At 68.3% G+C, this 22,303-nt stretch carries 17 protein-coding genes and 1 tRNA gene; 6 read left to right on the top strand and 12 right to left on the bottom strand.

From position 1 onward, the window contains the following. Positions 1-67: 67 nt before the first annotated feature. The 4 genes from tolB to KEC55_RS03705 all read left to right on the top strand — a co-directional run bounded on the left by tolB (position 68) and on the right by KEC55_RS03705 (position 2,847). On the top strand, positions 68-1,363 hold the full coding sequence (gene tolB, locus KEC55_RS03720; RefSeq protein ID WP_282506792.1) for a Tol-Pal system beta propeller repeat protein TolB: 1,296 nt from the start codon (positions 68-70) through the stop codon (positions 1,361-1,363). 17 nt (positions 1,364-1,380) lie between these two features. Next, positions 1,381-1,893: a peptidoglycan-associated lipoprotein Pal gene (gene pal / locus KEC55_RS03715; protein WP_006484980.1), complete on the top strand. Its 513-nt coding sequence runs from the start codon at positions 1,381-1,383 to the stop codon at positions 1,891-1,893. A 19-nt stretch (positions 1,894-1,912) separates the two neighbouring features. Beyond that, positions 1,913-2,662, top strand: coding sequence for a tol-pal system protein YbgF (gene ybgF / locus KEC55_RS03710; RefSeq protein ID WP_124449297.1), 750 nt, complete (start codon positions 1,913-1,915; stop codon positions 2,660-2,662). A gap of 108 nt (positions 2,663-2,770) precedes the next feature. Further along, a tRNA-Lys gene (locus KEC55_RS03705) sits at positions 2,771-2,847 on the top strand. Between the two features lie 124 nt (positions 2,848-2,971). Here the strand turns inward: KEC55_RS03705 and KEC55_RS03700 are convergent. The 8 genes from KEC55_RS03700 to KEC55_RS03665 all read right to left on the bottom strand — a co-directional run bounded on the left by KEC55_RS03700 (position 2,972) and on the right by KEC55_RS03665 (position 10,194). Then, positions 2,972-3,919, bottom strand: coding sequence for a fatty acid desaturase family protein (locus tag KEC55_RS03700; protein WP_282506791.1), 948 nt, complete (start codon positions 3,917-3,919; stop codon positions 2,972-2,974). Then, on the bottom strand, positions 3,916-4,533 hold the full coding sequence (locus KEC55_RS03695; protein WP_282506790.1) for a phosphatase PAP2 family protein: 618 nt from the start codon (positions 4,531-4,533) through the stop codon (positions 3,916-3,918). The genes KEC55_RS03700 and KEC55_RS03695 overlap by 4 nt, the downstream gene beginning before the upstream one ends. Continuing rightward, positions 4,530-5,687, bottom strand: coding sequence for a hypothetical protein (locus tag KEC55_RS03690; RefSeq protein WP_282506789.1), 1,158 nt, complete (start codon positions 5,685-5,687; stop codon positions 4,530-4,532). The genes KEC55_RS03695 and KEC55_RS03690 overlap by 4 nt, the downstream gene beginning before the upstream one ends. After that, the gene (locus KEC55_RS03685; RefSeq protein ID WP_282506788.1) at positions 5,684-6,433 is read right to left on the bottom strand and encodes a hypothetical protein; all 750 of its coding nucleotides are present in this window, start codon (positions 6,431-6,433) and stop codon (positions 5,684-5,686) included. Before KEC55_RS03685 ends, KEC55_RS03690 begins: the two co-directional genes overlap by 4 nt. Continuing rightward, positions 6,430-7,446 carry a hypothetical protein gene (locus tag KEC55_RS03680; protein WP_282506787.1) on the bottom strand — a complete coding sequence of 339 codons (1,017 nt, stop codon included), beginning with the start codon at positions 7,444-7,446 and terminating at the stop codon, positions 6,430-6,432. Before KEC55_RS03680 ends, KEC55_RS03685 begins: the two co-directional genes overlap by 4 nt. A 51-nt stretch (positions 7,447-7,497) precedes the next feature. After that, positions 7,498-8,562 carry a glycosyltransferase gene (locus KEC55_RS03675; RefSeq protein WP_282506786.1) on the bottom strand — a complete coding sequence of 355 codons (1,065 nt, stop codon included), beginning with the start codon at positions 8,560-8,562 and terminating at the stop codon, positions 7,498-7,500. A 137-nt stretch (positions 8,563-8,699) separates the two neighbouring features. Continuing rightward, positions 8,700-9,143 (bottom strand): inner membrane protein YiaA, encoded by a 444-nt coding sequence (gene yiaA / locus KEC55_RS03670; RefSeq protein ID WP_282506785.1) that lies wholly within the window; start codon positions 9,141-9,143, stop codon positions 8,700-8,702. Between the two features lie 103 nt (positions 9,144-9,246). Next, positions 9,247-10,194 carry a cupin domain-containing protein gene (locus KEC55_RS03665; protein ID WP_282506784.1) on the bottom strand — a complete coding sequence of 316 codons (948 nt, stop codon included), beginning with the start codon at positions 10,192-10,194 and terminating at the stop codon, positions 9,247-9,249. Between the two features lie 130 nt (positions 10,195-10,324). Here KEC55_RS03665 and KEC55_RS03660 point away from each other — a divergent pair, with 130 nt between their 5' ends. Together KEC55_RS03660 and KEC55_RS03655 are read left to right on the top strand one after the other, a co-directional pair. Continuing rightward, positions 10,325-10,654 carry a carboxymuconolactone decarboxylase family protein gene (locus KEC55_RS03660; protein WP_043189451.1) on the top strand — a complete coding sequence of 110 codons (330 nt, stop codon included), beginning with the start codon at positions 10,325-10,327 and terminating at the stop codon, positions 10,652-10,654. Between the two features lie 185 nt (positions 10,655-10,839). Next, a complete protein-coding gene (locus KEC55_RS03655) occupies positions 10,840-11,673 on the top strand; it encodes a class II glutamine amidotransferase (protein WP_282507481.1) in 834 nt (277 codons plus the stop codon). Between the two features lie 21 nt (positions 11,674-11,694). Here the strand turns inward: KEC55_RS03655 and KEC55_RS03650 are convergent, their stop codons facing one another. From KEC55_RS03650 to KEC55_RS03635, 4 genes are all read right to left on the bottom strand, one after another. Further along, positions 11,695-12,369, bottom strand: coding sequence for a GNAT family N-acetyltransferase (locus KEC55_RS03650; RefSeq protein ID WP_282506783.1), 675 nt, complete (start codon positions 12,367-12,369; stop codon positions 11,695-11,697). After that, positions 12,366-13,694 carry an aminotransferase class I/II-fold pyridoxal phosphate-dependent enzyme gene (locus KEC55_RS03645; protein WP_282506782.1) on the bottom strand — a complete coding sequence of 443 codons (1,329 nt, stop codon included), beginning with the start codon at positions 13,692-13,694 and terminating at the stop codon, positions 12,366-12,368. The genes KEC55_RS03650 and KEC55_RS03645 overlap by 4 nt, the downstream gene beginning before the upstream one ends. A gap of 64 nt (positions 13,695-13,758) precedes the next feature. Beyond that, the gene (locus tag KEC55_RS03640) at positions 13,759-14,676 is read right to left on the bottom strand and encodes a UDP-3-O-acyl N-acetylglycosamine deacetylase (protein WP_282506781.1); all 918 of its coding nucleotides are present in this window, start codon (positions 14,674-14,676) and stop codon (positions 13,759-13,761) included. After that, positions 14,673-22,301, bottom strand: a complete 7,629-nt coding sequence (locus tag KEC55_RS03635) for a type I polyketide synthase (protein WP_282506780.1) — start codon at positions 22,299-22,301, stop codon at positions 14,673-14,675. The genes KEC55_RS03640 and KEC55_RS03635 overlap by 4 nt, the downstream gene beginning before the upstream one ends. Between the last annotated feature and the right edge of the window lie 2 nt (positions 22,302-22,303).

The raw sequence follows: 22,303 nt of genomic DNA, 5'->3' as shown, positions 1-22,303 counted from the left end.
ACGAATCGGGTATTTTTACTGTCTCTGCGGTTGCGCAGCGATTCAAGCCATACGGGAAGCAAGAAGCATGAGTTTGATGACAAAGCTAGGTTTCAGGGCACTCGTGGCCTCGTGTCTGATTACGGCGGGCAGCGCCGCTAACGCCCAGGTGAACGTGCTGATTACCGGTGTCGGGTCGACCCAGTTCCCCATTGCCACGGCGAATTTCACGAACGAGGCGAACCTGCCGCAGCAGGTCACGTCGATCGTCCGTGCCGACCTCGCCCGCAGCGGCAAATTCACCAACATCGACGCAGGCAGCACGCCCGTGCCCGAGACCGCATCGGTCGACCTCGGCGCATGGAAGGCCAAGGGCGCCAATGCGTTCGTCGCCGGCAGCGTGAACCGCGAGGCGAACGGCCAGTACAAGGTCAACTTCATCCTGTACGACACCGTGAAGCAGCAAAGCCTCGGCGGCCTGTCGCTGACGGCCACCGACACGACGCTGCGCACGGCCGGCCACAAGATCGCCGACTACATCTACCAGAAGCTGCTCGGCGTGCGCGGCGTGTTCGCCACGCGCCTGTCGTACGTGATCAAGACCGGTAACCGCTACCAGTTGCAGATTTCCGATTCGGACGGCCAGAACGCGCGCATCGCGCTGTCGAGCACCGAGCCGATCATCTCGCCGTCGTGGTCGCCGAGCGGCACGAAGGTCGCGTACGTGTCGTTCGAGCGCAAGAAGCCGATTGTCTACATCCACGATCTGCCGACCGGCCGCCGCTACATCGTCTCCGACCAGAAGGGCAACAACAGTGCACCGGCCTGGTCGCCGGACAGCAACACGCTGGCCGTCGCGCTGTCGCTGACGGGCAACACGCAAATCTACACGGTCAACTCGACGGGCGGCGGCCTGCGCCGCCTCACGCAGAGCAGCTCGATCGACACCGAGCCGTTCTACTCGCCGGACGGCCGCTGGATCTACTTCACGAGCGATCGCGGCGGCGCGCCGCAGATTTACCGGATGCCCGCACAGGGTGAAAGCGCCGGTGCCGCGCAGCGCGTGACCTTCACCGGCAGCTACAACACGAGTCCGCGTATCAGCCCGGACGGCAAGCTGCTCGCTTACATCTCCCGCACGGGTGGGGGCTTCAAGCTGTACGTTCAGGATCTGCAGTCTGGCGCGGCGAACGCCATCACGAATACCAATCGCGACGAATCGCCGAGCTTCGCGGCAAACGGCCAGTATCTTCTGTACGCTACCCAGTCGGGTGGTCGCAATGTTCTGGCTGCAGTGCCCTCCGACGGCAGCGCGCCGCCGCAAATCCTGTCCGTCCAGGGCGGCTCCGTTCGCGAGCCGTCGTGGGGGCCCTTCATGCAATGACCACAAGGAGAGTAACCATGATGTCGAACAAAGCTCGTCTGGCCCTGGCCGTGATGATGATCAGCGCGCTCGCCGCATGTAAGTCGGGCGTGAAGCTCGACGACAAGGCGAACAACGCGGGTGCAGTCAGCACGCAACCGAGCGCCGACAACGTCGCGCAAGTGAACGTCGATCCGCTGAACGATCCGAACAGCCCGCTCGCGAAGCGCAGCATCTACTTCGACTTCGACAGCTATTCGGTGAAGGACGAGTACCAGCCGCTGATGCAGCAGCACGCCCAGTACCTGAAGAGCCACCCGCAGCGCCACGTGCTGATCCAGGGCAACACCGACGAACGCGGCACGAGCGAGTACAACCTCGCGCTGGGCCAGAAGCGTGCGGAAGCCGTCCGCCGTGCGATGGCACTGCTCGGCGTGAACGATTCGCAAATGGAAGCCGTGAGCCTGGGCAAGGAAAAGCCGCAGGCAACGGGTCACGACGAAGCATCGTGGGCGCAGAACCGTCGCGCCGACCTCGTCTACCAACAGTAAGTAACGGAAGAATCGCCGTATGACGCACCGTGTAACCTGGCTGCGTGCAGCCGCAGCTCTCTGCGTCGCCGGCGCGGCGTGGTCGGCCGCGCCGGCGCACGCCGGCGTGTTCGACGACAACGAAGCGCGCCGCGCCGTGCTCGATCTGCGCAGCAAAACCGACAACCTGGCGAGCCAGTTGTCGGCCGCCCAGCGTACGATCCTCGATCAATCCGGCCGTCTCGACCAGCTGAACCAGCAGGTCGCGACGCTGCGCGGCGAGAACGAGGATCTGACGAACCGGCTGACGACGCTCGAGCGGCAGCAGAAGGAGTACTACCAGGATCTCGACACGCGGCTCAAGAAGTTCGAGCCGCAGCAGACGACGATCGATGGTGTCGAAGGCACCGTGCAGCCGGGTGAAACGGATGCGCTCAGCGCGGCGCAGCAGCAGTTCCGCAACGGCAACTTCAAGGCGGCCGCGGCTTCGTTCCGCGCGTTCATCGCGAAGTATCCGCAGAGCCCCTACCAGCCGACCGCGCAGTACTGGTACGGCAATGCGCAATACGCGCTGCGCGACTACCGCGGTTCGACCGCGACGTGGCAAGGGATCGTCAGCAAGTTCCCACAGCACCCGCGCGCGGCCGATGCCCTGGTGGCGATCGGGACGAACCAGCTCGAACAAGGCCAGAAGGCGGCCGCGAAGAAGACGTTCGAGCAGGTCGTGTCGCAGTACGCCGGGTCGAACGCGGCACAGACGGCGCAGGGCAAGCTCGAAACGATCAAATAATTATCGCGGCGGGTTGTTGACAGTCCATCAATCCGTCGCTATAATCTTTTGCTCTTTGGGTCGCTTGCCAAGTTGTTGAAGCAACGAACCAACAGGTTTCAAGAACGTGGGGTGGTAACTCAGTTGGTTAGAGTATCTGACTTTTAATCAGAGAGTCGAGGGTTCGAGTCCCTCCCACCCTACCAACTATCTTTGATAGTGCAATTAAAGCCTCCCAAGTGGAGGCTTTTTTGCGTCTGTCGCTTGCGGCTGTCCGGGCTCGAATGCTCGCCTCGCTGTCGGTCACGCACGGCCGCTGATCCCGGCCGGTCAACGCCCACTCACATCCCGCAGCACCGCACCATATCCCGCGTACAGATTGCCATCAGGCAGCAACTGCCGCTGCGCGAGTTGCCGGTGCACGACCGGCAGGCGATGAAACGGCATCCGCGCGAACAGGTGATGCTCGATATGAAAATGAATCGCGTGCGGGCCGAACAGGAACGTCTGCCATGAACGCCGGACGATCGTGCGCGCGTTGCGACTCTGGTCCTCTCCGGCCGGCAACCCGGCGTGCTCGAAGATCGCGCGCACCTGCCCGGCAAGTGGCAACAACGTGACGGACGGCACGATCCACAACGCGACATACAGCAGCGGATGTCCGGCAAGCGCGAGCACGCCGAACATCAAACCGTTGCAGGCCAGCATCGACATGACTTCCCACGCCGCATACGCACGCGACTTTACGACCTTCGGCAATGCATGGGCGAACTTGCCGCGCGCGAGCTTCACGACGCTCGTCACGTAGCCGATCCCGCACGCATACGCGAGCAAGCGGCCGGCCAACCGCACGCGCGTCACCGGATAGTCGTGCACGCCGAACAGCAGCGCGACGGGATCGTCCGGTTGCATCGGCGCGCGATGGTGTTTCAGATGGCCCGCGCGATACGTGCGCAGCGACAACCACAGCGGACCGGCCGCGAGCAGTTGACCGAGCACGTCGTTGACGCGCCGGTTCCGCGCCAGCAAGCCATGCGCGCCTTCGTGCATCATGACCGCGAGCGCAAGCTGGGTGCGCGCGATCACGACTGCCGCACACGCGTACACGAACGGATGGGGCCACACGATCACAACCGCGAACGCCGCGGCAATCATCAGCCAGTCGCCTGCCAGCGCTGCCCCCACGCGCCACACGTTCACGCGAAACAATTCGGGATCGGGCACGAACCGCGCGAGCTCCGCGTTCGGCCCACCTTGACGAACATGGGCAGCCGTCACGCAAACCTCCTGCGCAGCGAACGCCGCTCGACCCACAGCGCACTGACCATTGCGAGCACCACGCCGCCGAGCACGTCGGCCACCGTATGCTGCTTGAGCGTCAGCGTCGACACGCAGATCAGCAGCCCGATCGCGGCTACCGCGATCCGGCGCCGCTCTACCAGCATCCGGCACGCAAGGCACGTCACCGCGACATGCAGGCTCGGAAATCCGTTGGCCGCGAGATCGAGTTGCCACATGCGCGCGAGACGATGGCGCACGAACGCGTTACCGATCTCCGCGACATCGGGCCGCGGCACGGCTTCCGGAAACAGCAGGAAGCAGACGACGCCGAGCACGAACGCGATCAGCACGGCCTCCTTGAACGCGCCGAACGCAAGCGGCCGTGCATACGCGGCCAGCGCAATCACGAACGGGAAGAACGCGACATAGACGAACCACGACCATGCGATGAACGGGATCCGCGCATCGATTGCCGTGGCCAGCACGTAGCGCGGCATGACGCCGCGCTCGAGCACGAAAAAGATCGCGAGGCCTGCTGCCATGCCGAACGTCGCGGCCAGCATCTGCCGGACATTCGGTCGGCGATCGTCACGCAGCATCAACGTATTCATCGCGGTGCCGTCGCCTCGCATCGGGTTTCCGCATCGGCCGGCCGCGCATGCGACCGCAGTGCGAGGATGCGCGACGTCCACGCGTCGACACGCGCCCGCGCATGCTCGCGTCCGGCGCGCGTTCCCGCCAGCGTGCCCGGATCGCGCATCAAGTCGGCAGCGGCCAGCCCGACCGAGCGCCGGAACGCGGCCGCATCGCCGCACCACGTGACGACGCGGTGCACGAGTTGCAGCCGCGCCGCGCGCGCGGCGTTGCTCGCCTGCTCGGGCTGATCGGTCAGCACGAGCAGGATCGGGCGGCGATAGACGCGTGCGATCGACAGCGCGGCCATGCCGGGCGCCGACACGATCAGCGGCGCATGCGCGGCGCGCGTCACCCAGTCGGCATCGACGCCGACCCAGCTGTCGTGCCCGGCGTAACCCTCGCCCACGCGATGCGCGGCAAGCCCCGCGTCGCGCATGCCGGCCGACAGTGCGTCGGCGAGCGCGACGTCGCGGAAGTGCGGATTCAGATAAACAGCCGCGGCAGCCTGTTCACAAGCCGGCAGTTCCGCGACAACCGGTAACGGCGTCGGCAGCCGGCAATGCCCGCGCGATTGCTGCGCATCGTCGGCCGCGTCGTACGCAAAATCGTGTTCGATGCAGCCCAGCGCCGAATCGATCTGCCAGTCGACGATCCGCGCGAACGCCCGCGCCAGCATGCGCGGCAGCCGCGCATCGAAATTCGCGGTCAACGCATGACGCAGGCTGCCGCCATACACGTGAACGACGCGGCGGCGCCAGCCCGGCACCGCACCCATGAACAGCAGCGCCGGATGAAACGAATCGTTGATCACGAGATCCGCATCGCGAACGATCGCACGCAGCCGCACGATGTCGCGCAGCATCCGCGTCGGCCTGAACACGTAGTGCGCGACGTTGCGATCGGTCGCGTCGCGCAGCATGTTCTGCCGCTCGTCGAACTGCACTGCGTAGTGACGGGACAGCACCGGCGCATCGATGCCGAATGCGGCCAGGAACGCCTGCCCCGCATCGGACGTCGTCAGCACGTCGACCTGCGCGCCGGCTGCGCGCAATGCGTGCACGAGCAATTGCGCGCGCATCAGGTGGCCGCGCGCGTCGGCTGTCGCGAGATAGACGATCCGCTGCATCATGCGCGTGGACGAAGCGACTGGACCCAGCCAGCCGCGTACATCGCCAGCGCCCCCGTCACGCCGAACCCGGCTTCGATCGCGCGGATTTCGCGCAGCAACGCCGCGAGACGGGCGGCCTCGGACGGCTCGACGAGACGGCGCAACGTGTCCGAACAGAGCCGCACGTGCCGCGTCTCGTCCGCGAGCACGCGCGCGAGCAACGGATGGAGCGGATGGGTGTCGCCGATCGTCGCGCAGTGGCGCGCAAGCACACGCATCGCCATCTGTTCCGCGCACAGGCCCGTCGCATAGGCCGGCACGAGCACGCCTTGCGCGAAATGCGGCGCGTGGCGCTGCGCGAGCCGGCGCCATCGCATGATCTTGCGCCGGCTCAACCAGTCGGGTTCGTGCGGCCCGGCCGACGCCTCGACGCCGCGCTGGCGCAGTGCATCGACAAATGCAGCCGCGTGGCGACGCTCGTCCGCGAGATGCTGCTCGATCCGCGGCGCAAGCCAGTCCGGCGGCTGTCCGGTCCAGTCTTCATGCAACGCGCACTCGGTCGCTTCTTCGCCGATCAGGTACATGCGCAGCATCCAGCGCTCGCCGTGCATGCTGCGATGCAGCCGCCGGAGCGCCGCCCGCTTGATGCGATCGACGAAATACGCGCGCACCCGCGCCGCACCGTGCGGCACGGGCGCATCGAGACAGTCGAAGCGCGCGCCGTCCGCCGCCTGCGGCGACGCCGGCAGTTCGCCTGCCGCGCTCATGCCGGCACACCCCGCGCGGACGCGGACTTCATCGCGGGAGCCGCCGCGGCGGCCGGATCGCGGCGCCAGCCGAGGATCAGGCCGACGAAGCTTTCCTGCATGAATGCATGTGCGGACGCGGCGGCGCCCGCAAATGCTTCCTCATGGCCGTTCACGCGCAGATAGCCGTTGCCGTCGCGCGCGCCGAATTCGATCCGGTCGTTCTTCCGGAAGCCGCGCTCGCGCACGTCTTTCAACAACCCGCTGCCGTCGAGACCGAACAGGAACAGCTCGCGCTGCGCGACCCACACCGGAATGTGATTGCTCAATGCATCGAAACGGATCGACCACGTGCCCGACGCCAGTGCGCGATCAACGTCCGCATCGTGCGGCGCGTTCGACGTAAAGCTCGCGCGCGCAACCGACTTCGTCAGGCCACCGACGCCGAGCGCGATCGTGATGTCGTCCGCGGTCGGCTGCTTCGGATCGGTCGCGCTCACCTTCACGAGATGCCGCGCAAGCCGGGACGCCAGCGACGGATGCGCGAACAGCGCAAGCGTTTCGTCCGGCGTCAGCACATCGCGCTCGCCGTCGCCCTCCTTCACGCGCACACGGTACGGATCGATCCGTACGTCGGTGAACTTGCCGCGCACGGGCGCATGGACGTACACGTCGCAATCCCATTTCGCACCGTCGCGGCGCAGCAGAACGTGCACGCTCAGCGGCACGCGCCGGCCGTCGCCGTCGACGCCCGTGCCCTGCAGCAGCACGTCGCCGAGCACGTCCTTCGTGGGGCGATTCGCATCGCTCGAGAAGACGATCGCGTGCGCATCGGTATCGACGCTCGCGTGAACGTCGGGCGTATCGAGCGCGATGCGATTGCAGTCCGTCGCGGCCGCGCTCGCGAACGGGCAGCCGCTTTGCGAAGCGAAGTGATAGATCCCGCGCCCCGTGTGATCGACCGGCGCGGCATGGGCGCCAGCACTGGCGGCAAACAGGGCGAGGCAGGCAACACGGGTGGCGAATGAGGTCATGGTCGTCGTCGGGATGGGTTCAGGATGTCGAAGCAACGTGGCGCCGCCGCTTCAATGACGGTGATAGGACAGCGCGTCGAGATCGCGCCGGGCCGACGCTCGCCCGGCGAGCCCGAACCCGCGCGTGAGCGCGCCGAGCGTATCGACGGCGGACGCGACGATCGTGATGCCGACGGCCGCGAGATAGCGAACCGCGCCCAGTTGCGGCAACTGCTGATGATTGAGCGCCCGCAGGCTGTAGCCGAGCCGCATCGCCATCACGCAGAACGGGCCGAGCGGGCCGCTGCGGCCGAGCCACTGCCACTGGCGCGGCAGGTACGCATGCACGAGATACGGCGTCAGCCCGACGCTGTCCTCGCCGCGCATCCAGCGCAGCTTCAGCGACTCGCGACGCGTGTCCGGCAGCCGATGCTCGGTGTGCGCGGCCGGCGCAAACTCGACGGCCACGCCGGCTGCCTGCATCCGCAACCCCATCACCTGGCAATGCGCGCGATAGACGCCGTCGAGCGGCTCGTAGCGGAACTGCGCGAATACGTCACGCCGGAACGCGACGTTGTTTGCGTAGAAGTTGCGCGTCGCGCCGTCGCGCAGCGGACTCGGGAAATACATGAAATCGATCGACGTCAGCGCGATGCCGAGCACATTCGGCGCATAGCTGGTCCGCCCCGCCACCGCGACGGGTGCGTCGCCCGCATCCCGCGCGAACGGCGCGAGCAGGTGCTCGAGCCAGTCGTCGGCCGGTCGGCAATCGGCATCGCCGAACACGACGATGTCGCAGCGCGCCGCGTCGACGCGATCGAAGCCGTCGTTCTTCGCGTCGTAGTAGCCGGTGCTCGCGCCGATCTCGACGAAATCGACCGGACGACCGGCCAGTGCGGTGATTTCCTTGCACGCATCGGCCGGCAGGCCGTCGTGCGTGATGATCCATTGCGCAAGTGCCGCCGGCGGCACGGTCTGCTTCGACAGCGCCGACACGAGGCGCTTCAGGCTGTCGACGGCCTGCGCGAGGCCCGCGCCGCCGCGCAGGTTGTTCGTCTCCAGCACGAGCGCGGCTTTCGCCGCCACGGAACGTGCGGCCGCGCGCGTACGCGGTGCGGTTTCATTGAAGTTTGGCATCCGGAATATCTCCACCGTCATGCGCGACGGCATGGATGAAACGGCAGGACGGAGGCTACGGCGCACCGGCGAAAGCGGGCCGCTGCGGACCACCTCGCGCAGCGGGCAGCCTGGTCAGCCACCCGCCTTGCGTGACGTCACTCCTGGATCGACGGCGCGGATTCTGCGTCGGTGAAGCGCGGCTTTGCGTTCTGCAGGTCGCGCGTGTTCTTCTGCACGGCCACCGCGCCGAACAGCGCGAGCACGAACGACATCGCGTAGAAGCCCTTTTCGCTCAGTTGCAGCGTTGCGTTGAACAGGCCGACGACCAGCAGCGCGATCGACAGCAGCAGCGCGATCCAGCTGAGGCCGTAGTAGATGCCCGTGACGGGAATGCCTTCCGCGCGATCGCGCACGCTCTTCTGCAGCGAGATCGCCGCGTAAAGGCCGAACACCAGCACGGTGAAGTAATAGCCCTTTTCGTTGAGCTGCATGCCGGCGTTCCAGAGGCCGATCAGGAAGGCCGCGAAGCCGGCGAGCAGCGCGGCCCACGACGCGGCCACGAACGCGAACGACGGCTGCTGGATGGTGGTCTGGTTCATTGCTTTGCCCTCTCTTTCTTCTTGTTCGAAATCGTTTTCGTTGAACTGCGTTTTGCGCATGGTAGCAGCTTTGATGCGTGCCACGACAACCGCGCTTGCAGTCTTACATGCCGCGCTGCGCGCGCCGCCAGCGCCCCGGCGTCGTGCCGAGCACCGCGCGAAACGCCTTGCCGAAGGCGGCCTCGGACTGGTAACCGACCGCCTGCCCGATCTCCGCCTGCCCGCGCTGCGTGTCCTGCAGCAACGCGCACGCATGCATCATCCGGATCTGCGCGACGAACGCGCCGACGCTCATCCCGGCCTTCTCGCGGAAATGCCGCGCATACGTCGCGCGCGACATCGCCGCCGCGTCGCCGAGAGACTCGACCGTCCACGGCTGCTCCGGCGCGTGCAGCACGGCCTGGACCGACGGGCCGAGCCGCGTATCGGCCGCGAGCGCGAGCCAGCCGGACGGCACGCGCGCGCCTCGGCCATAGGCACGCAGCGCATACGCGAGCAGCGCCTGGCCGAGCGCGTTCACGATCGCGCCCGCGCCCGGCTGCACATTCGACGCCTCGGTGCGCAGCACGCTCGTCAGCAGTTGCAGCGGCTCGAACCCCGATGCTTCGCGCAATCCGACGTGCAGCACCTGCGGCAGCGTGCGCATCAGCAGTTCGCCCGCGCCGCGCGCATAGACGAACCGTCCGCACAGCAGGTCCACGCTCGCGCCGCCCGGTTCGGCCGGATCGAGATTCGACTTGACCGGCAGCACCGCGCCGCCGCCGACGCCTTCGTCGCGCAGCGGCAGGGCCGACCGTGACCGGCCGCCCCCGGTGTCGAGCAGGTCGTGTGCGCCGCCCGCGGGCAGCAGCACGAAGTCGCCTTCGGCAAGTTGCAGCGTGCGCCCGTCGGCTGTACGCAGCCGGCACGTGCCGGTCAGCACCAGGTGGAACGCCGCCTCGCCGGGCGGCAGCGGGTCGTGCGGCATCGCAAACGGCCCGTCGAGCAGGCAGCGCACGTCGAGCTCGACATGGCTGCGCCCCAGCGACAGCAGTTGACTCAAGGCATCCATGAGACGATCGCGCTAAAAATTGACACTCTAGCGTATCGAAACCCTCAGCGCGAACGATCAGAATAGGCCTGCATCGCCCGAGATCGCGGCGCCCGCCGCCCTCCTCACCACTTCTCGAAAAGGACGCATCATGCTGAACTGGAACGAATACCGGAAGGAACTCTCGACGCGCATCGGCGAAATCGCCAAGCTGTCGCCCGATACGCTGGCCGGGTACAAGGCGCTGTCCGGCGCCGGCGCCAAAACCGGGCATCTGGACGCGAAGACGCGCGAGCTGATCGCGCTCGCGGTGGCCGTCACGACGCGCTGCGACGGCTGTATCGCCGTTCACACCGCCGAAGCGGCGAAGCATGGCGCAACCAAGGAGGAAGTGGCGGAAGCGCTCGGCGTCGCGATTGCACTGAATGCAGGCGCGGCGCTCGTCTATTCGGCGCGCGTGATGGACGCGCTCGGCGACTGACCTTCACCGCGGCGCGGGCCGCCTGCTGCGTGGCGCCCGGCCGTTCGGCCGGGTGGCCGCCCGCCTCGCGATGTATGACGATTGGCCGGCGTGCTCGCGCCGGCAACCGTCGCGCCACGCGCAGACCCGGACACGCCGCGAAGTCGGCTACCATGCGCGAACGATCCATCGTGAAGGAGCGCTCCATGTGCCGCTGGCTCGCCTATACGGGTAATCCGATCCATCTGGAAACCGTACTGTTCCGCGCGAAGCATTCGCTGATCGACCAGAGCCTGCATTCGGAGCTCGGCGCCACGACCACCAATGGCGACGGCTTCGGGATCGGCTGGTACGGGCGCCCCGACGAGCTCCCGTTCCGTTATCGCTCCGTGCATCCCGCATGGAACGACCGCAACCTGCGCGAAGCCGCGCGCGCGATCCGCTCGCGGATGTTCATCGCGCATATCCGCGCGGCGACCGACACGCCAGTGCAGGAAACCAACTGCCACCCGTTCCGCCACGGCCGCTGGCTGTTCGCGCACAACGGGCTGATCCGCGACTTCCACAAGCTGCGCCGCGACCTGACGATGAAGGTCGATCCCGCGCTGTTCCCCACGCTCGAAGGCTCGACCGACTCCGAGCTGATGTTCCGCCTCGCGCTGACGTATGGCCTCGAGCAGATGCCGCTGCCGGCGCTCGAACGAATGGTCGGCGTCGTCGAGGAAACCGCCGCGCGGCATCGCGTGGCCGACCCGCTCAACATGACGATCTGCGCGACCGACGGCGACCGGATCATCGCGGTGCGCTACTCGAGCGAACGGCAGTCACGTTCGCTGTTCCACAGCACGTCGTTCAAGCACCTGCACGAGCTGTATCCGCATAACCCGCGCATCGCGGAAGCCGGTGACGACGCATTCATGGTCGTGTCCGAGCCGCTCGTCGACCTGCGCGGCGCGTGGGAGGAAGTGCCGGAAAGCATGGCGATCGTCGCGCAGGGTGCGGACGTGAAGCAGCAGCCGTTCGCGCCGCGGCACAAGTAGCAGGAGGCGTCGTGCCCGCCGTCAGGCGCGGCGCGAGAACCGCATCCGGATCGAATCGAGTTCGACGGGCAGCCGGCGCGACCGCGCGCGGGGCCGCGGCAACGCGGCAAACCCGAGCCGCTCGTACAGCGCGCGTGCGCGCACGTTGCGGATCAGCACGTCGAGCACGACCTCGCGGCTGCCGTCGGCCGGCAACGCGCCGGAATCCAGCGCATCTTGGAACAACGCGCTGAAGATGCCCGTGCCGCGCTGCCGTTCATCGGTCGCGCAATGCGCGACGAGGATCTGCGAACGCTTCGGTGCCGGGAGTTCCGTTTCGAGGACCAGCCCGCGCAGCAACTGGCCGATCGTGCGGCGCACGCCGAAGAAACGCGCGAGTGCCCATACGACATGCACATCGTCGAACATCGTCCGCTGCCCGTCGTGAATCGCCAACACGGCAAGCACGGTGCCGTCGTCGGCAACCGCGACGCGATGCCGGCGCCACGAGAAGCGCCCATGACGCGACCGGAATGCCTGCTGCAGGAACGCGATGCAGCGCGCATCGCTTTCGCCGAGAAAAAAACCGAATTCCGCCACGCCGGACGCAAACACGAGCGGCCCGCACGACGTCGCATCATCCGCATCGGCCGCGCGAAACCGCACGGGCTCGCCGGCGCGCGGGACCGCCTGCGCAAACGCGGCGGCCTGCGTCATGCGCTACGTCCCGCGAGGCGCGACAGCACCGCAACCGTCCGGCTGATCTGCTCGGGCTCATGCGTCGAGCAGATGAAAAAGCGCAGCCGCGCCGCCTTTTCCTCGACGGCGGGATAGAAAATCGGCTGCACGTTGATCCCTTCGTCGAACATCGCATTCGCCCACTGCGCGGCCTTCAGCGAACTCCCGGTAATCACCGGCACGACCGCGTAGCCTGCACTCGTGCCCGTATTCAGCCCGGCAGCGCGCGCCTCGGTCAGGAACTGCCGCCCACGCGCCTGCAGTTGCGCGACGCGCGCCGGCTCGGCCTGCAGGCGCTCGAGCGCAGCCAGTGACGCTTCGGCGAGCGTCGGTGCGAGCCCGACGCTGTACAGGAAGCCCGGCGCCAGATGACGCAGCATGTCGACGAGCGGCTGGCAGCCGGCGATGAAACCGCCGCAGCCAGCCAGCGTCTTGCTCATCGTGCCCATCCACATGTCGACCTGGTCGGGCGCGACGCCGCAATGCTCGCGGATGCCCTTGCCGGTCTCGCCCAGCACGCCGAGCGAATGGGCCTCGTCGACCAGCAGGAACGCGCCGTGGCGCGTCTTCACGTCGACGAAGCGCTGCAGGTCGGGGAAATCGCCGTCCATGCTGTACAGCCCTTCGATCGCGATCAGCACGTGCCGGTATTCGCGGCGCACGCGCGACAGCAATTCGTCGAGCGCCTGCCAGTCGTTGTGCGCGAAGCTCAGCCGCTTCGCGCCGCTCAGTTGCGCGCCCTGCACGATGCTGTTGTGCGCGAGCGCATCGTGGACGACCAGGTCGCCCGGGCCAAACAGCGCGCCGATCACGGTCACGTTCGTCGCATGGCCGCTCACGAACGCGACGCAGTCGTCGGTCTCGTAGAACGTGGCCAGCGCGCGTTCGAGATCGCGCTGCACCGGGCGTTCGCCCGCGACCATCCGGCTCGCCGATGCCGACGTGCCGTACCGGTCGATCGCGGCTTTCGCGCGCGCAGACACGTCCGGGTCGCCAGCCAGGCCGAGATAGTTGTAGTTCGCGAAGTTCAGGTATTCGCGGCCGCCGATCTGCGTCGTCGCACCGGCAACGCCGTCGTGCACACGGAAAAACGGCGAGTCGACGCGCAGCTTCTCGCCCATCTCGCGCATGATCCGGACCTGCTGATACTGCGGCATCGATTCGAAGCGGCTGCGCGCCGACGCGGTCTGTGCAGCCGGCGTGCCCGGCACGCCGGGCGCCGCGGCCGCATCGGTCGCGCGTTCCAGTTGCCGTTTCAGCGCTTTCGCCGCCAGTTGCTGGCGAAGATGCTCTCCCAGTGCCATTGCTTCCTTCGCTTTATCTCGAAAAGGCGCTATGTTACGCCGCGTATATTGAAAAAGCGTGGTTTCAGGTCTCGGAAAAGTCGGCCCACTGCCACGCGTCGGGCGCGGCCAGCAGCGCATCGACCAGCCGGAAATTCATCTCGTGGCTCGGCCGCAACGCGCTCACGCGCGCCAGCAGCGGCGCACCGGCCAGCGCGAGATCGCCGACCAGGTCGAGCACGCGATGCCGGACGAACTCTTCCGGCAGCCGCATCCCGCCCAGCACGCGATTTCCGACGATGGACGCGGTGCACGACGGTCGCGCGCCGCGCAGGATCGGCACGCCGCGCAGATAGCCGGCGACGATCGCCGGCACGGCCCACTTCACGCGACCGTACGAGCGCGACGGCGCGATTTCGGTTTCGAACGCGGCCGGTGTCAGCGCACCGTCCCAGTGCATGTCGCCGAAGCCGCGCAGGTCGTTGCGCACGCTCAGTTCGTAACGCGGCGCCGGCTCGATCCGCATTTCGCGCCGCTGGTCGCCCTCGCCGTCCGTGACGACGACGGGCCGCAGCACGCGGATGAAGCGTTTCGGCGCATCGAGCGCGACACGGCCGCACGCGCGGATCGCATCGACCCACGGCGTGGCGCTGCCGTCGAGAATCGGCACTTCCTCCGCATCGAGCTCGACGATCGCGTGATCGATCTCGCACGCGAGCAGCGACGCGAGCAGATGCTCGATCGTGCGCACGCCGACGCCATCGGCATTGCGCAGCATCGTGCAGAGCGGCTGCGCGCGGCGCAGCGCGGGATCGACCGGCAGCGTCGCGAGCGTGCGCCCGTGCGCGATGCGACGGAACGCAATGCCCGCCACACCGTCTTCCGGGCGTGCTGGCAGAATCCGCACGCCCACCCGGCGCCCCGTGTGCAGCCCGTGCCCGTCGATCGTCAGCGGCTGTGCCAGCGTGCCCTGGTGCGTCGCCCAGCCGGCCGGCGCGCTCATCGCGCCACCTCCAGCGTGGGCGATGCATGACCGGCGACGGGCGCCGGCCGCGTGTCGAGCATCGCGCGCGCTTCGCCGTCGATCGCATGCTTCGCGGCGAGCGCCGCGACGGCTTCGTGCGCGGCATCGGTTGCCGAGCCGGCGTCGGCATCGGCCGACGCGCCGATCGAATCGACGATGCGTCCGGCCAGCGTCGTCACCGACGCGCCCTCTGCAATCGCCATCACCGACAGCTTGACCTCGAACGCTTCCTCGACCGCAAGGCCGAGCTCCATCCCCATCAGCGAATCCATGCCCATGTCGAGCACCGACTTGTCGAGCGCGATGCGATCGGGCGTCATGTGCAGAATCCGCGCGATCTGTGCCTGCAGCGTCCGCGCAACCAGCGCGATCGCTTCGTCGCGCGGCAACGCGAGCACCTCTTCGCGCAGCTGCGTGCCGCCGTCGCGCGCATCGCCGCCGCTCGCATGCGATTGCAGCAGCGAATACCGGCGCGCCTTCGCGGCCGGCATCCCGCGTGCCACCGCATGCCAGTCGAGCCGGACCACGGCTTCGCCGGCCGCCCCCGCGACCAGCGTGCGCTCGAGCGCGATCATCGCCTCGTCGGACGTGATCGACGCACCGCCGATCCGCGATTGCAACGCTTCGCGCGTATCGGCATTGCGGGCGAGGAAACCGACGTCCTCGAGCGGCCCCCAGGCCATGAACGTGCCGGGCAGCCCTGCCGCGCGGCGATGTTCGACCAGCGCTTCCAGGAAGCTGTTGGCCGCGACGTAGTTCGATTGCCCCGGATTGCCGAGATAGGTCGTCGCCGACGAATAGACCACGAACAGGTCGAGCGGCAGCCCGCGCGTCGCGCGATGCAGGTTCCACGCGCCGGCCACCTTCGGTGCGAGCACCGCGGCCATGCGTGCATCGTCGAGATTGCGCACGAGGCCATCGTCGATCGACATCGCGGAATGCAGCACGCCCTTCAGCGGAACGTCGCGCAGGACGATCGCGGCAATCATCGCGTCGACCGCCGCGGCATCGGTCACATCGCACGACACGACGTCGACGGTGACGCCCAGCGTGTCGCGCCAGCACGCGACTTCGTCGCGCGCCGCGGCGGCAAGTTCGCCGGAGCGGCTCGCCAGCGTCAGCCGGCGCGCGCCACGCTCGACCATCCAGCGCGCGCTCGCGAAGCCGAGCCCGCCCGTGCCGCCGACCACCAGGTACGCGCCGTGCGGATCGAGCGCGAGCGAACCCGCGCCCGAGATGCCGCGCGTCGGCGCCGGCGTGCCGGAAGGATAGGTCACGAGCACCTTGCCGATCTGGCGCGCCTGCTGCATGTAGCGGAACGCATCCTCGGCCCGTTCGGCAGGGAACGCGCGATACGGCAGCGGATGCAGCACGCCCGCCGCGAACAGCGCCATCACTTCGCCGAACAGGCGTTCGGTCAGCTCCGGCAACGCGCCCATCAACTGGTCGGCATCGATGCCGAAATAGCTGATGTTGTTGCGGAACGGCCGCAGCCCGATATGGCTGTTTTCGTAGAAGTCGCGCTTGCCGAGTTCGAGGAAACGACCGAACGGACGCAGCGTGTCGATGCTGCGCACCATCGCTTCGCCAGCCAGCGAATTCAGCACGATGTCGATGCCCTGCCCGCCCGTCATCGCCCGGATCTCGTCCGCGAACGCGAGACTGCGCGAATCGAGCACGTGGTCGGCGCCGAGCAGGCGCACGAACTCGCGCTTCTCGTCACTGCCGGCTGTCGCGAACACTTCCGCGCCGAAGTGACGCGCGAGCTGGATCGCGGCGATCCCGACGCCGCCCGCGCCGCCGTGCACGAGCACGCGTTCGCCGCGGCGCAGCCGCGCGAGTTCGACGAGCGCGTAATAGGCGGTGAAGAACGTCGTCGGCACGGTCGCCGCTTCCTCGAACGACAGGCGTTCGGGCTTCAGCGCGATTGCCTGTGCGCGCGTCCTGACGCGTGTCGCGAACGACGCCGGCGCGAAGCCGAGAATCGCATCGCCCGGCGCAAATGCCGTCACGGCGGGGCCGACCCGGACCACGCGCCCGGACAGCTCCATGCCGATCGTCGCGCCCGCAAAGCCGGTCTCGACCGCTTCATCGGACAGGAGCCCCATCGCATACATCACGTCGCGGAAATTCAGGCCGGTGGCGACCGGCTCGATCTCCACCTCGTCCTCGCCCAGCGCGCTTTCGGGCAACGCAAACCATTCGAGATTGCGCAACGAGCCCGGTGCATCGAACGCGAGCACCGATGCGCGCGCGATCGCGCCATCGTTGCGGGCCGCGGCCTGTACGGCGGTCAGCATGCGCGGCACCAGCCGCCCGTGTGCGCCCAGGACGACTTCTTCCTCGACCGCCGAGCCCGTCAGCTCGCGAATCAGCGCATCGGGAATCCCGTGCGCCGCGCGATCGACGTCGATCAGGCGGCATGCGAGTTCGGGATGCTCGTTCGCGAGTACGCGACCGAGGCCCCACAACGTCGCCTGTTCCGGGTGCGCATTCTCGGCGCCGGCAAACGGCGCGCCGCCGCGCGTGACGACGGTCAATCGCGTGGCCGCGCTCGGCTGCGCGCCGAGCGCGCGAACGAGTGCCGCCAGCGCGATCGCACCGTGACGCTGCGCGGCCATCAGGCTGTCACCCGTCGCCGCTTCGGCGAGCGGCGCTTCCGGTGCGCAGAACACGACGTGCGCCGGCTGCCCGGCCGGCAGCGACGCAATCGCGTCGGCCGCGTGCGTGATGTCCACGATATCGGCCGGATAGCCCGCCTGCGCCAGCGCATCGGCCAGTTGCCCGCCGAAACCGCCGACCGCATCCGGCGCGTGCATCACGAGCCAGTGTTCGTGGCGTGCGAGCGTATCGAGATCGCTCGCGTCGTCGCCACGTTGTGCAGCAACCGTGCTCGCGGGGTTGCGCGCGACGACGAACGTCGGCGTGCCGTCCAGATCGAGCGACTGCTCGACGTGCCGCACGACGTCGACGTAGCCCGCGCGCGCGAGCGCCGCCTCGAGATCCGCCGGCGCCAGCGGCACGGGTGCATCGGCTTCCGTCGACGCCACCTGCGGGGCGAACACGATGTCGGAGAAGCGGCCGCGGCGCGACTCGGCCAGCAGCAGCAATCCGCCCGGCGCCAGCCACGACCGCATCGCATTCAGCGCATCGGCCACATCGCGACGGCCGCTCAACGCGCGATTCGCGACGATCAGGTCGTAAGGACCGGCATCATCGGCCGACAGCGACAGCCGCTCGCCCGACTGCAGGGCCACCGTGCGCACCGCCGCTTCCGCGTCCGTGTCGAACCCGGCCAGTTGGCCGGCTGTCGCGGCGATCGTGTGATCGCAGCGCGCGGCCGCGAGATGCATGCCGAGCGTCTGCAGCACGTCACCGTCCGTCGCGCCCAGTTCGAGCACGCGCAGCCGGCGCGCCGGCTGCCATGCGTCGACCGCCTGTTCGACGCCGGCCGTCAGCAGTGCGTGCACGTGCCGCCAGGTCGGCGACGCGGCAAGGAGTTGCTCGACCAGGCTGTGCCCGGTCGGCGACAGCCAGCGTGCGCCATCCTTCGCACCGCTCAGCACGTCGGCCAACGCCGCGCCGCAATGCGCAAGCAGCGTCAGCTCGGCCACGTGCCCCGGCGATTCGGCCAGCAGCCCGCGCCACAGCTCGTCGAGCGGCGGCAACGCCGCGCACGCCGCGTCGTCGCGCACGAGGCGCTCGCCGTCGCGATGGGCCAGGCCGTCCTCGACGAGCATGTCGCCAAGACGCGCGGCCAGCGCCGCATGCCCGGCCGCCGGCTGCCACGTGCCGGAGAATGCGCCGAGCGCATCGAATGCGCGAAGCACGTAAAGGCTCGCGAGCACGTCGAGCAACGGCAGGATTTCGGTCAGATGCTGCGTGCGGCGGCCGTCGTCCTCGGTCGTATCGAGTCGGGCGACCGCTTGCGTGAGCAGCGCGTCGGGCGCCGGCAGGCCGGCTGCATCGACGTCGCCCGGCAGCGGCACCTCTTCGAGGCGGTACACGAAGCGCGCAGGCAGGTTCTGCCGGCGGCCGACGAGATCGACGCGCCGGAACCGGCAAGCGCCGAGCCGCGCGACGATCGCGCCCTGTGCGTCAAGGAATTCGAAATGCGCGACGACCGAATGCGGGCTGCGCCGGTCGATCCGCGCGAGTACGCGCGCGACCGTGTCGCCGCGCAGATAGTCGACGCGGCCGATCTGCACCGGCACGTACGCCGGATGCTCGCCGTCACGCGCGTGCGCGGCAAGCAACGCGAACAGCGGATGAAACCCGCTGTCCATCAGCGCCGGATGCAGCAGATAGGCCGACAGCGCGCGTGCATCGCCGCATGCGGCGGGCGCCGAGACATCGGCCAGCGCCGCATCGTCGCCTGCGGCGACCCGCACGGTGCGCACCCAGCGGAACGCCGGCCCGTACGCGAGGCCGATGGCTGCGGTGTTCGCATACAGCGTGTCGCCGTCGGCGGCCGGCAGCGCGAGCAGGCGCTCGAGCGTGCCGGACGGCACGACGCGCGACGCGCCGAGCGCGCTGCCGCTTTCCAGCATCCGCCCCGTCACGTTCAGCGTCCAGGCGCCGCCGGACATCCGGTCGCGCGTCTCGATCGTGAAGGTCGCGGTACGCGGCTCGATCACGAGCCGGAACAGCTTCGCCTGCTGCGGCTGGAACACGACCGGCGTGCGGATCTCGACGTTCTCGAGTGCCGCATCCGGCGTATCGAAGAACGTACGCGCCGCGGCGAGCGCCATTTCCACGTATCCGGCGCCCGGGAACGCCACACCGCCGTCGACGACGTGATCGGCCAGCATCGGCAGCTTCGCCGGATCGAGCTGGTTTTCCCAACCGAACGCGTGTTCGTGCAGCCGATAGCCGAGCAGCGGATGCTCGCGGCGGCGATTGACGAGGCCGTAGCCTTCGACGGTCGGCGTCAGCCAGAAGCGGTCGCGCTGCCACGGATAGGACGGCAATGCCGCATGCGACGTGCCCGGTGCAAAGCGGTCGGGATCGACGCTCGCGCCGTGCGCGATCGCCGCGAGAATCGCCTGCCGCAGCGTCGCCGCGCTGCCGTGATCGCGCTTGAGCGTCGGCAGCACCGTGCCGGTCGCGCCGGCAGCCGTGAACGCCTGCTTCACGTACGTGCGCAGGATCGAATGCGGCGACACTTCGACGAACAGCCGGACGCCCTGCTCGATCAGGTGCGCGATGCCGTCGCCGAAGCGCACGGGCTCGCGGATATTGCGCCACCAGTAGCGCGCGTCGAGCTCGGTGCCAGAAAGCGCGCCGCCGGTCACGGTCGACACGAACGCGCCGTTGCCCGGTTGTGGTTGCAGGCTGGCCAGTTCGGCCAGCACGACCGGCTCGATGCGATCCATGTGGCTGCTGTGGAACGCGTAGTCGAGATCGAGCATCTGGAAGAACTTGCCGCTGCCGCGCAGCGCCGCCTCCAGTGCCTGCAAGCCCTGCAGTTCGCCTGCGAGCGTGACTGCATCGGGACTGTTGATGCCGGCGATCTCGACACGACGCGCGAGCCCGTGGCGCGCGATCAGTTCGCGTGCCGCCGCGTCGCCGATGCCGACGGCCGCCATCCGGCCGCTGCCGCGCGTCATCGCCTGCGCGCGGCTGCGGATCTTGATCACGCGCACCGCGTCGCCGAGCGACAGCGCGCCCGTCACCCACGCTGCAGCAATTTCGCCGACGCTATGGCCGATCACCGCGTCGTAACGCATCCCGCGCGCATCGATCACGCGGATCATGCCGACCTGGATCGCGAACAGCAGCGGCTGCGCATTCTCCGTCGCGGCGAGCCACTCGGCGCCCGCGCCGGCCAGCCATTCCGCGCTCGGGCCGCCGCGCATCACGTCGACGAGCGACGGGCTGCCGTCCGCACACCACAGTGCGTCGACTTCGTCGAGCGCCGCACGGAAGATGGCGTTCTCCGCATAGAGTTCGTTGCCCATCCCGACCCACTGGCAACCGTTGCCCGAGAACACGAGCGCGGTGCGCAGCGTGTCGGCGGGCGCCTGGCCGGTTGCCACGCAGGCTGGCAGGCCTTCCTGCGCCGGCTGGGCCAGTGCTGCAAGCGCCACGCGGCCCTCGGCCGCGTCGTCCGGTGCAACGATTGCGCGATGTTCCAGCCACTGGCGACGACGGGCGGCCGCAGCGGCAAGCGCCTGCCAGTCGCTGCCTTTGTCGAGCATCGCCAGATAGCGGCCCGCGAGCGCGCCGAGCGCAGTCGCGCTGCGCGCGGTCAGCACGAGCGGAGACGGCGCATCGGCCGGTTCCGGCGTAGTCGTCGACGTGTCGCTTGCAGCCGGCGCTTCCATCAGGACGACGTGTGCGTTGGTGCCGCCGAAGCCGAACGAATTGACACCGACCGTCAGCGGCGCGGTACCCGTTTCGAGCGGCATGTAGCGATCGACGACGCGCAGGCGCCCGCCGTCGAAATCGATGCCGGGATTGGGCGTGACGAAATGCAGCGAGCGCGGCACCGCGCGATGCTTCAGGCACAGCACGGCCTTCAGCAGGCCGGCCATGCCGGAGGCCGTTTCAAGGTGACCGATGTTGGTCTTCACCGAACCGATGAGCAGCGGACGGTCCGCCGGACGCTCACCCGACACGACGTCGATCAACGCACGCGCCTCGATCGGGTCGCCGACCGCCGTGCCGGTGCCGTGCGCCTCGAGGTATGCGAGCGACTGCGGATCGATGCCTGCGCGTGCGTACACGCTGCGCAGCAGCGACGCTTGCGCGGCCGCGCCCGGCACGCTGATGCCGCCCGGCGAGTGGCCCACGGAGTTCACGCCGGAGCCGGCGATGACCGCATGGATCGTGTCGCCGTCGGCGAGTGCGCGATCGAGCGGCTTGAGCAGCACGAATGCGCCGCCTTCGGAGCGGACATAGCCGTCGCCGGTCGCATCGAACGCGCGGCAACGGCCGCGCGGCGACAACATCGACGCCTTGGAGAAGCTGACGAAGCCGAACGGGTGCAGCAGCAGGTTGACGCCGCCCGCGAGCGCCATGTCGGCTTCGCCGGATTGCAGCGCCTTGACGGCCTGGTGGAGTGCGACGAGCGACGACGAGCACGCCGTGTCGACGGACATGCTCGGGCCGCGCAGGTCGAACAGGTAGGACACGCGGTTCGACGCGATGCTCAGTGTGTTGCCGGTCGCCGAATACGGATCGATCACGTTCAGATCGTCCATGTTGCGGTTGCCGTAATCCATGCTGGCGGCACCGACGAAGACGCCACAGTTGCTGCCGCGCATGTCGGCCGGGCGCACACCTGCGTCCTCGAATGCCTCCCATGCGAGTTCGAGCAGCAGGCGCTGCTGCGGATCCATCTGGGCCGCTTCGCGCGGGGAAATGCCGAAGAACGCGGCGTCGAAGCCGGCGACGTTGTCGACGACGCCGGCCGAGAACGTGTAGCTCTTGCCCGGCTCGCGCTTGGACGGGTGCTGGTAGAAATCGGTGCCGAAGCGGTCGGCGGGGATTTCGGTCACTGCGTCGCGTTCGTCGCGCAGCAGTTGCCAGAAGTCGCCTAGGTTGTTAGCGCTCCCGGGAAACCGACAAGCCACCCCAATTATTGCAATCTTACTGTTCATCT

It is taken from the genome of Burkholderia cepacia (genome assembly GCF_029962485.1).
GTDB lineage: Bacteria > Pseudomonadota > Gammaproteobacteria > Burkholderiales > Burkholderiaceae > Burkholderia.
Note: the sequence above shows the minus strand (reverse complement) of the source record. Positions and strands in the feature narration are given on the sequence as shown.

Bases quoted from the DNA above. Each gene is read 5' to 3' on its own strand.
- tolB (WP_282506792.1), top strand. From the start codon at position 68: ATGAGTTTGATGACAAAGCTAGGTTTCAGGGCACTCGTGGCCTCGTGT.
- pal (WP_006484980.1), top strand. From the start codon at position 1,381: ATGATGTCGAACAAAGCTCGTCTGGCCCTGGCCGTGATGATGATCAGC.
- ybgF (WP_124449297.1), top strand. From the start codon at position 1,913: ATGACGCACCGTGTAACCTGGCTGCGTGCAGCCGCAGCTCTCTGCGTC.
- KEC55_RS03695 (WP_282506790.1), bottom strand. From the start codon at position 4,533: ATGAATACGTTGATGCTGCGTGACGATCGCCGACCGAATGTCCGGCAG.
- KEC55_RS03690 (WP_282506789.1), bottom strand. From the start codon at position 5,687: ATGATGCAGCGGATCGTCTATCTCGCGACAGCCGACGCGCGCGGCCAC.
- KEC55_RS03685 (WP_282506788.1), bottom strand. From the start codon at position 6,433: ATGAGCGCGGCAGGCGAACTGCCGGCGTCGCCGCAGGCGGCGGACGGC.
- KEC55_RS03680 (WP_282506787.1), bottom strand. From the start codon at position 7,446: ATGACCTCATTCGCCACCCGTGTTGCCTGCCTCGCCCTGTTTGCCGCC.
- KEC55_RS03675 (WP_282506786.1), bottom strand. From the start codon at position 8,562: ATGCCAAACTTCAATGAAACCGCACCGCGTACGCGCGCGGCCGCACGT.
- yiaA (WP_282506785.1), bottom strand. From the start codon at position 9,143: ATGAACCAGACCACCATCCAGCAGCCGTCGTTCGCGTTCGTGGCCGCG.
- KEC55_RS03665 (WP_282506784.1), bottom strand. From the start codon at position 10,194: ATGGATGCCTTGAGTCAACTGCTGTCGCTGGGGCGCAGCCATGTCGAG.
- KEC55_RS03660 (WP_043189451.1), top strand. From the start codon at position 10,325: ATGCTGAACTGGAACGAATACCGGAAGGAACTCTCGACGCGCATCGGC.
- KEC55_RS03655 (WP_282507481.1), top strand. From the start codon at position 10,840: ATGTGCCGCTGGCTCGCCTATACGGGTAATCCGATCCATCTGGAAACC.
- KEC55_RS03650 (WP_282506783.1), bottom strand. From the start codon at position 12,369: ATGACGCAGGCCGCCGCGTTTGCGCAGGCGGTCCCGCGCGCCGGCGAG.
- KEC55_RS03645 (WP_282506782.1), bottom strand. From the start codon at position 13,694: ATGGCACTGGGAGAGCATCTTCGCCAGCAACTGGCGGCGAAAGCGCTG.
- KEC55_RS03640 (WP_282506781.1), bottom strand. From the start codon at position 14,676: ATGAGCGCGCCGGCCGGCTGGGCGACGCACCAGGGCACGCTGGCACAG.
- KEC55_RS03635 (WP_282506780.1), bottom strand. From the start codon at position 22,301: ATGAACAGTAAGATTGCAATAATTGGGGTGGCTTGTCGGTTTCCCGGG.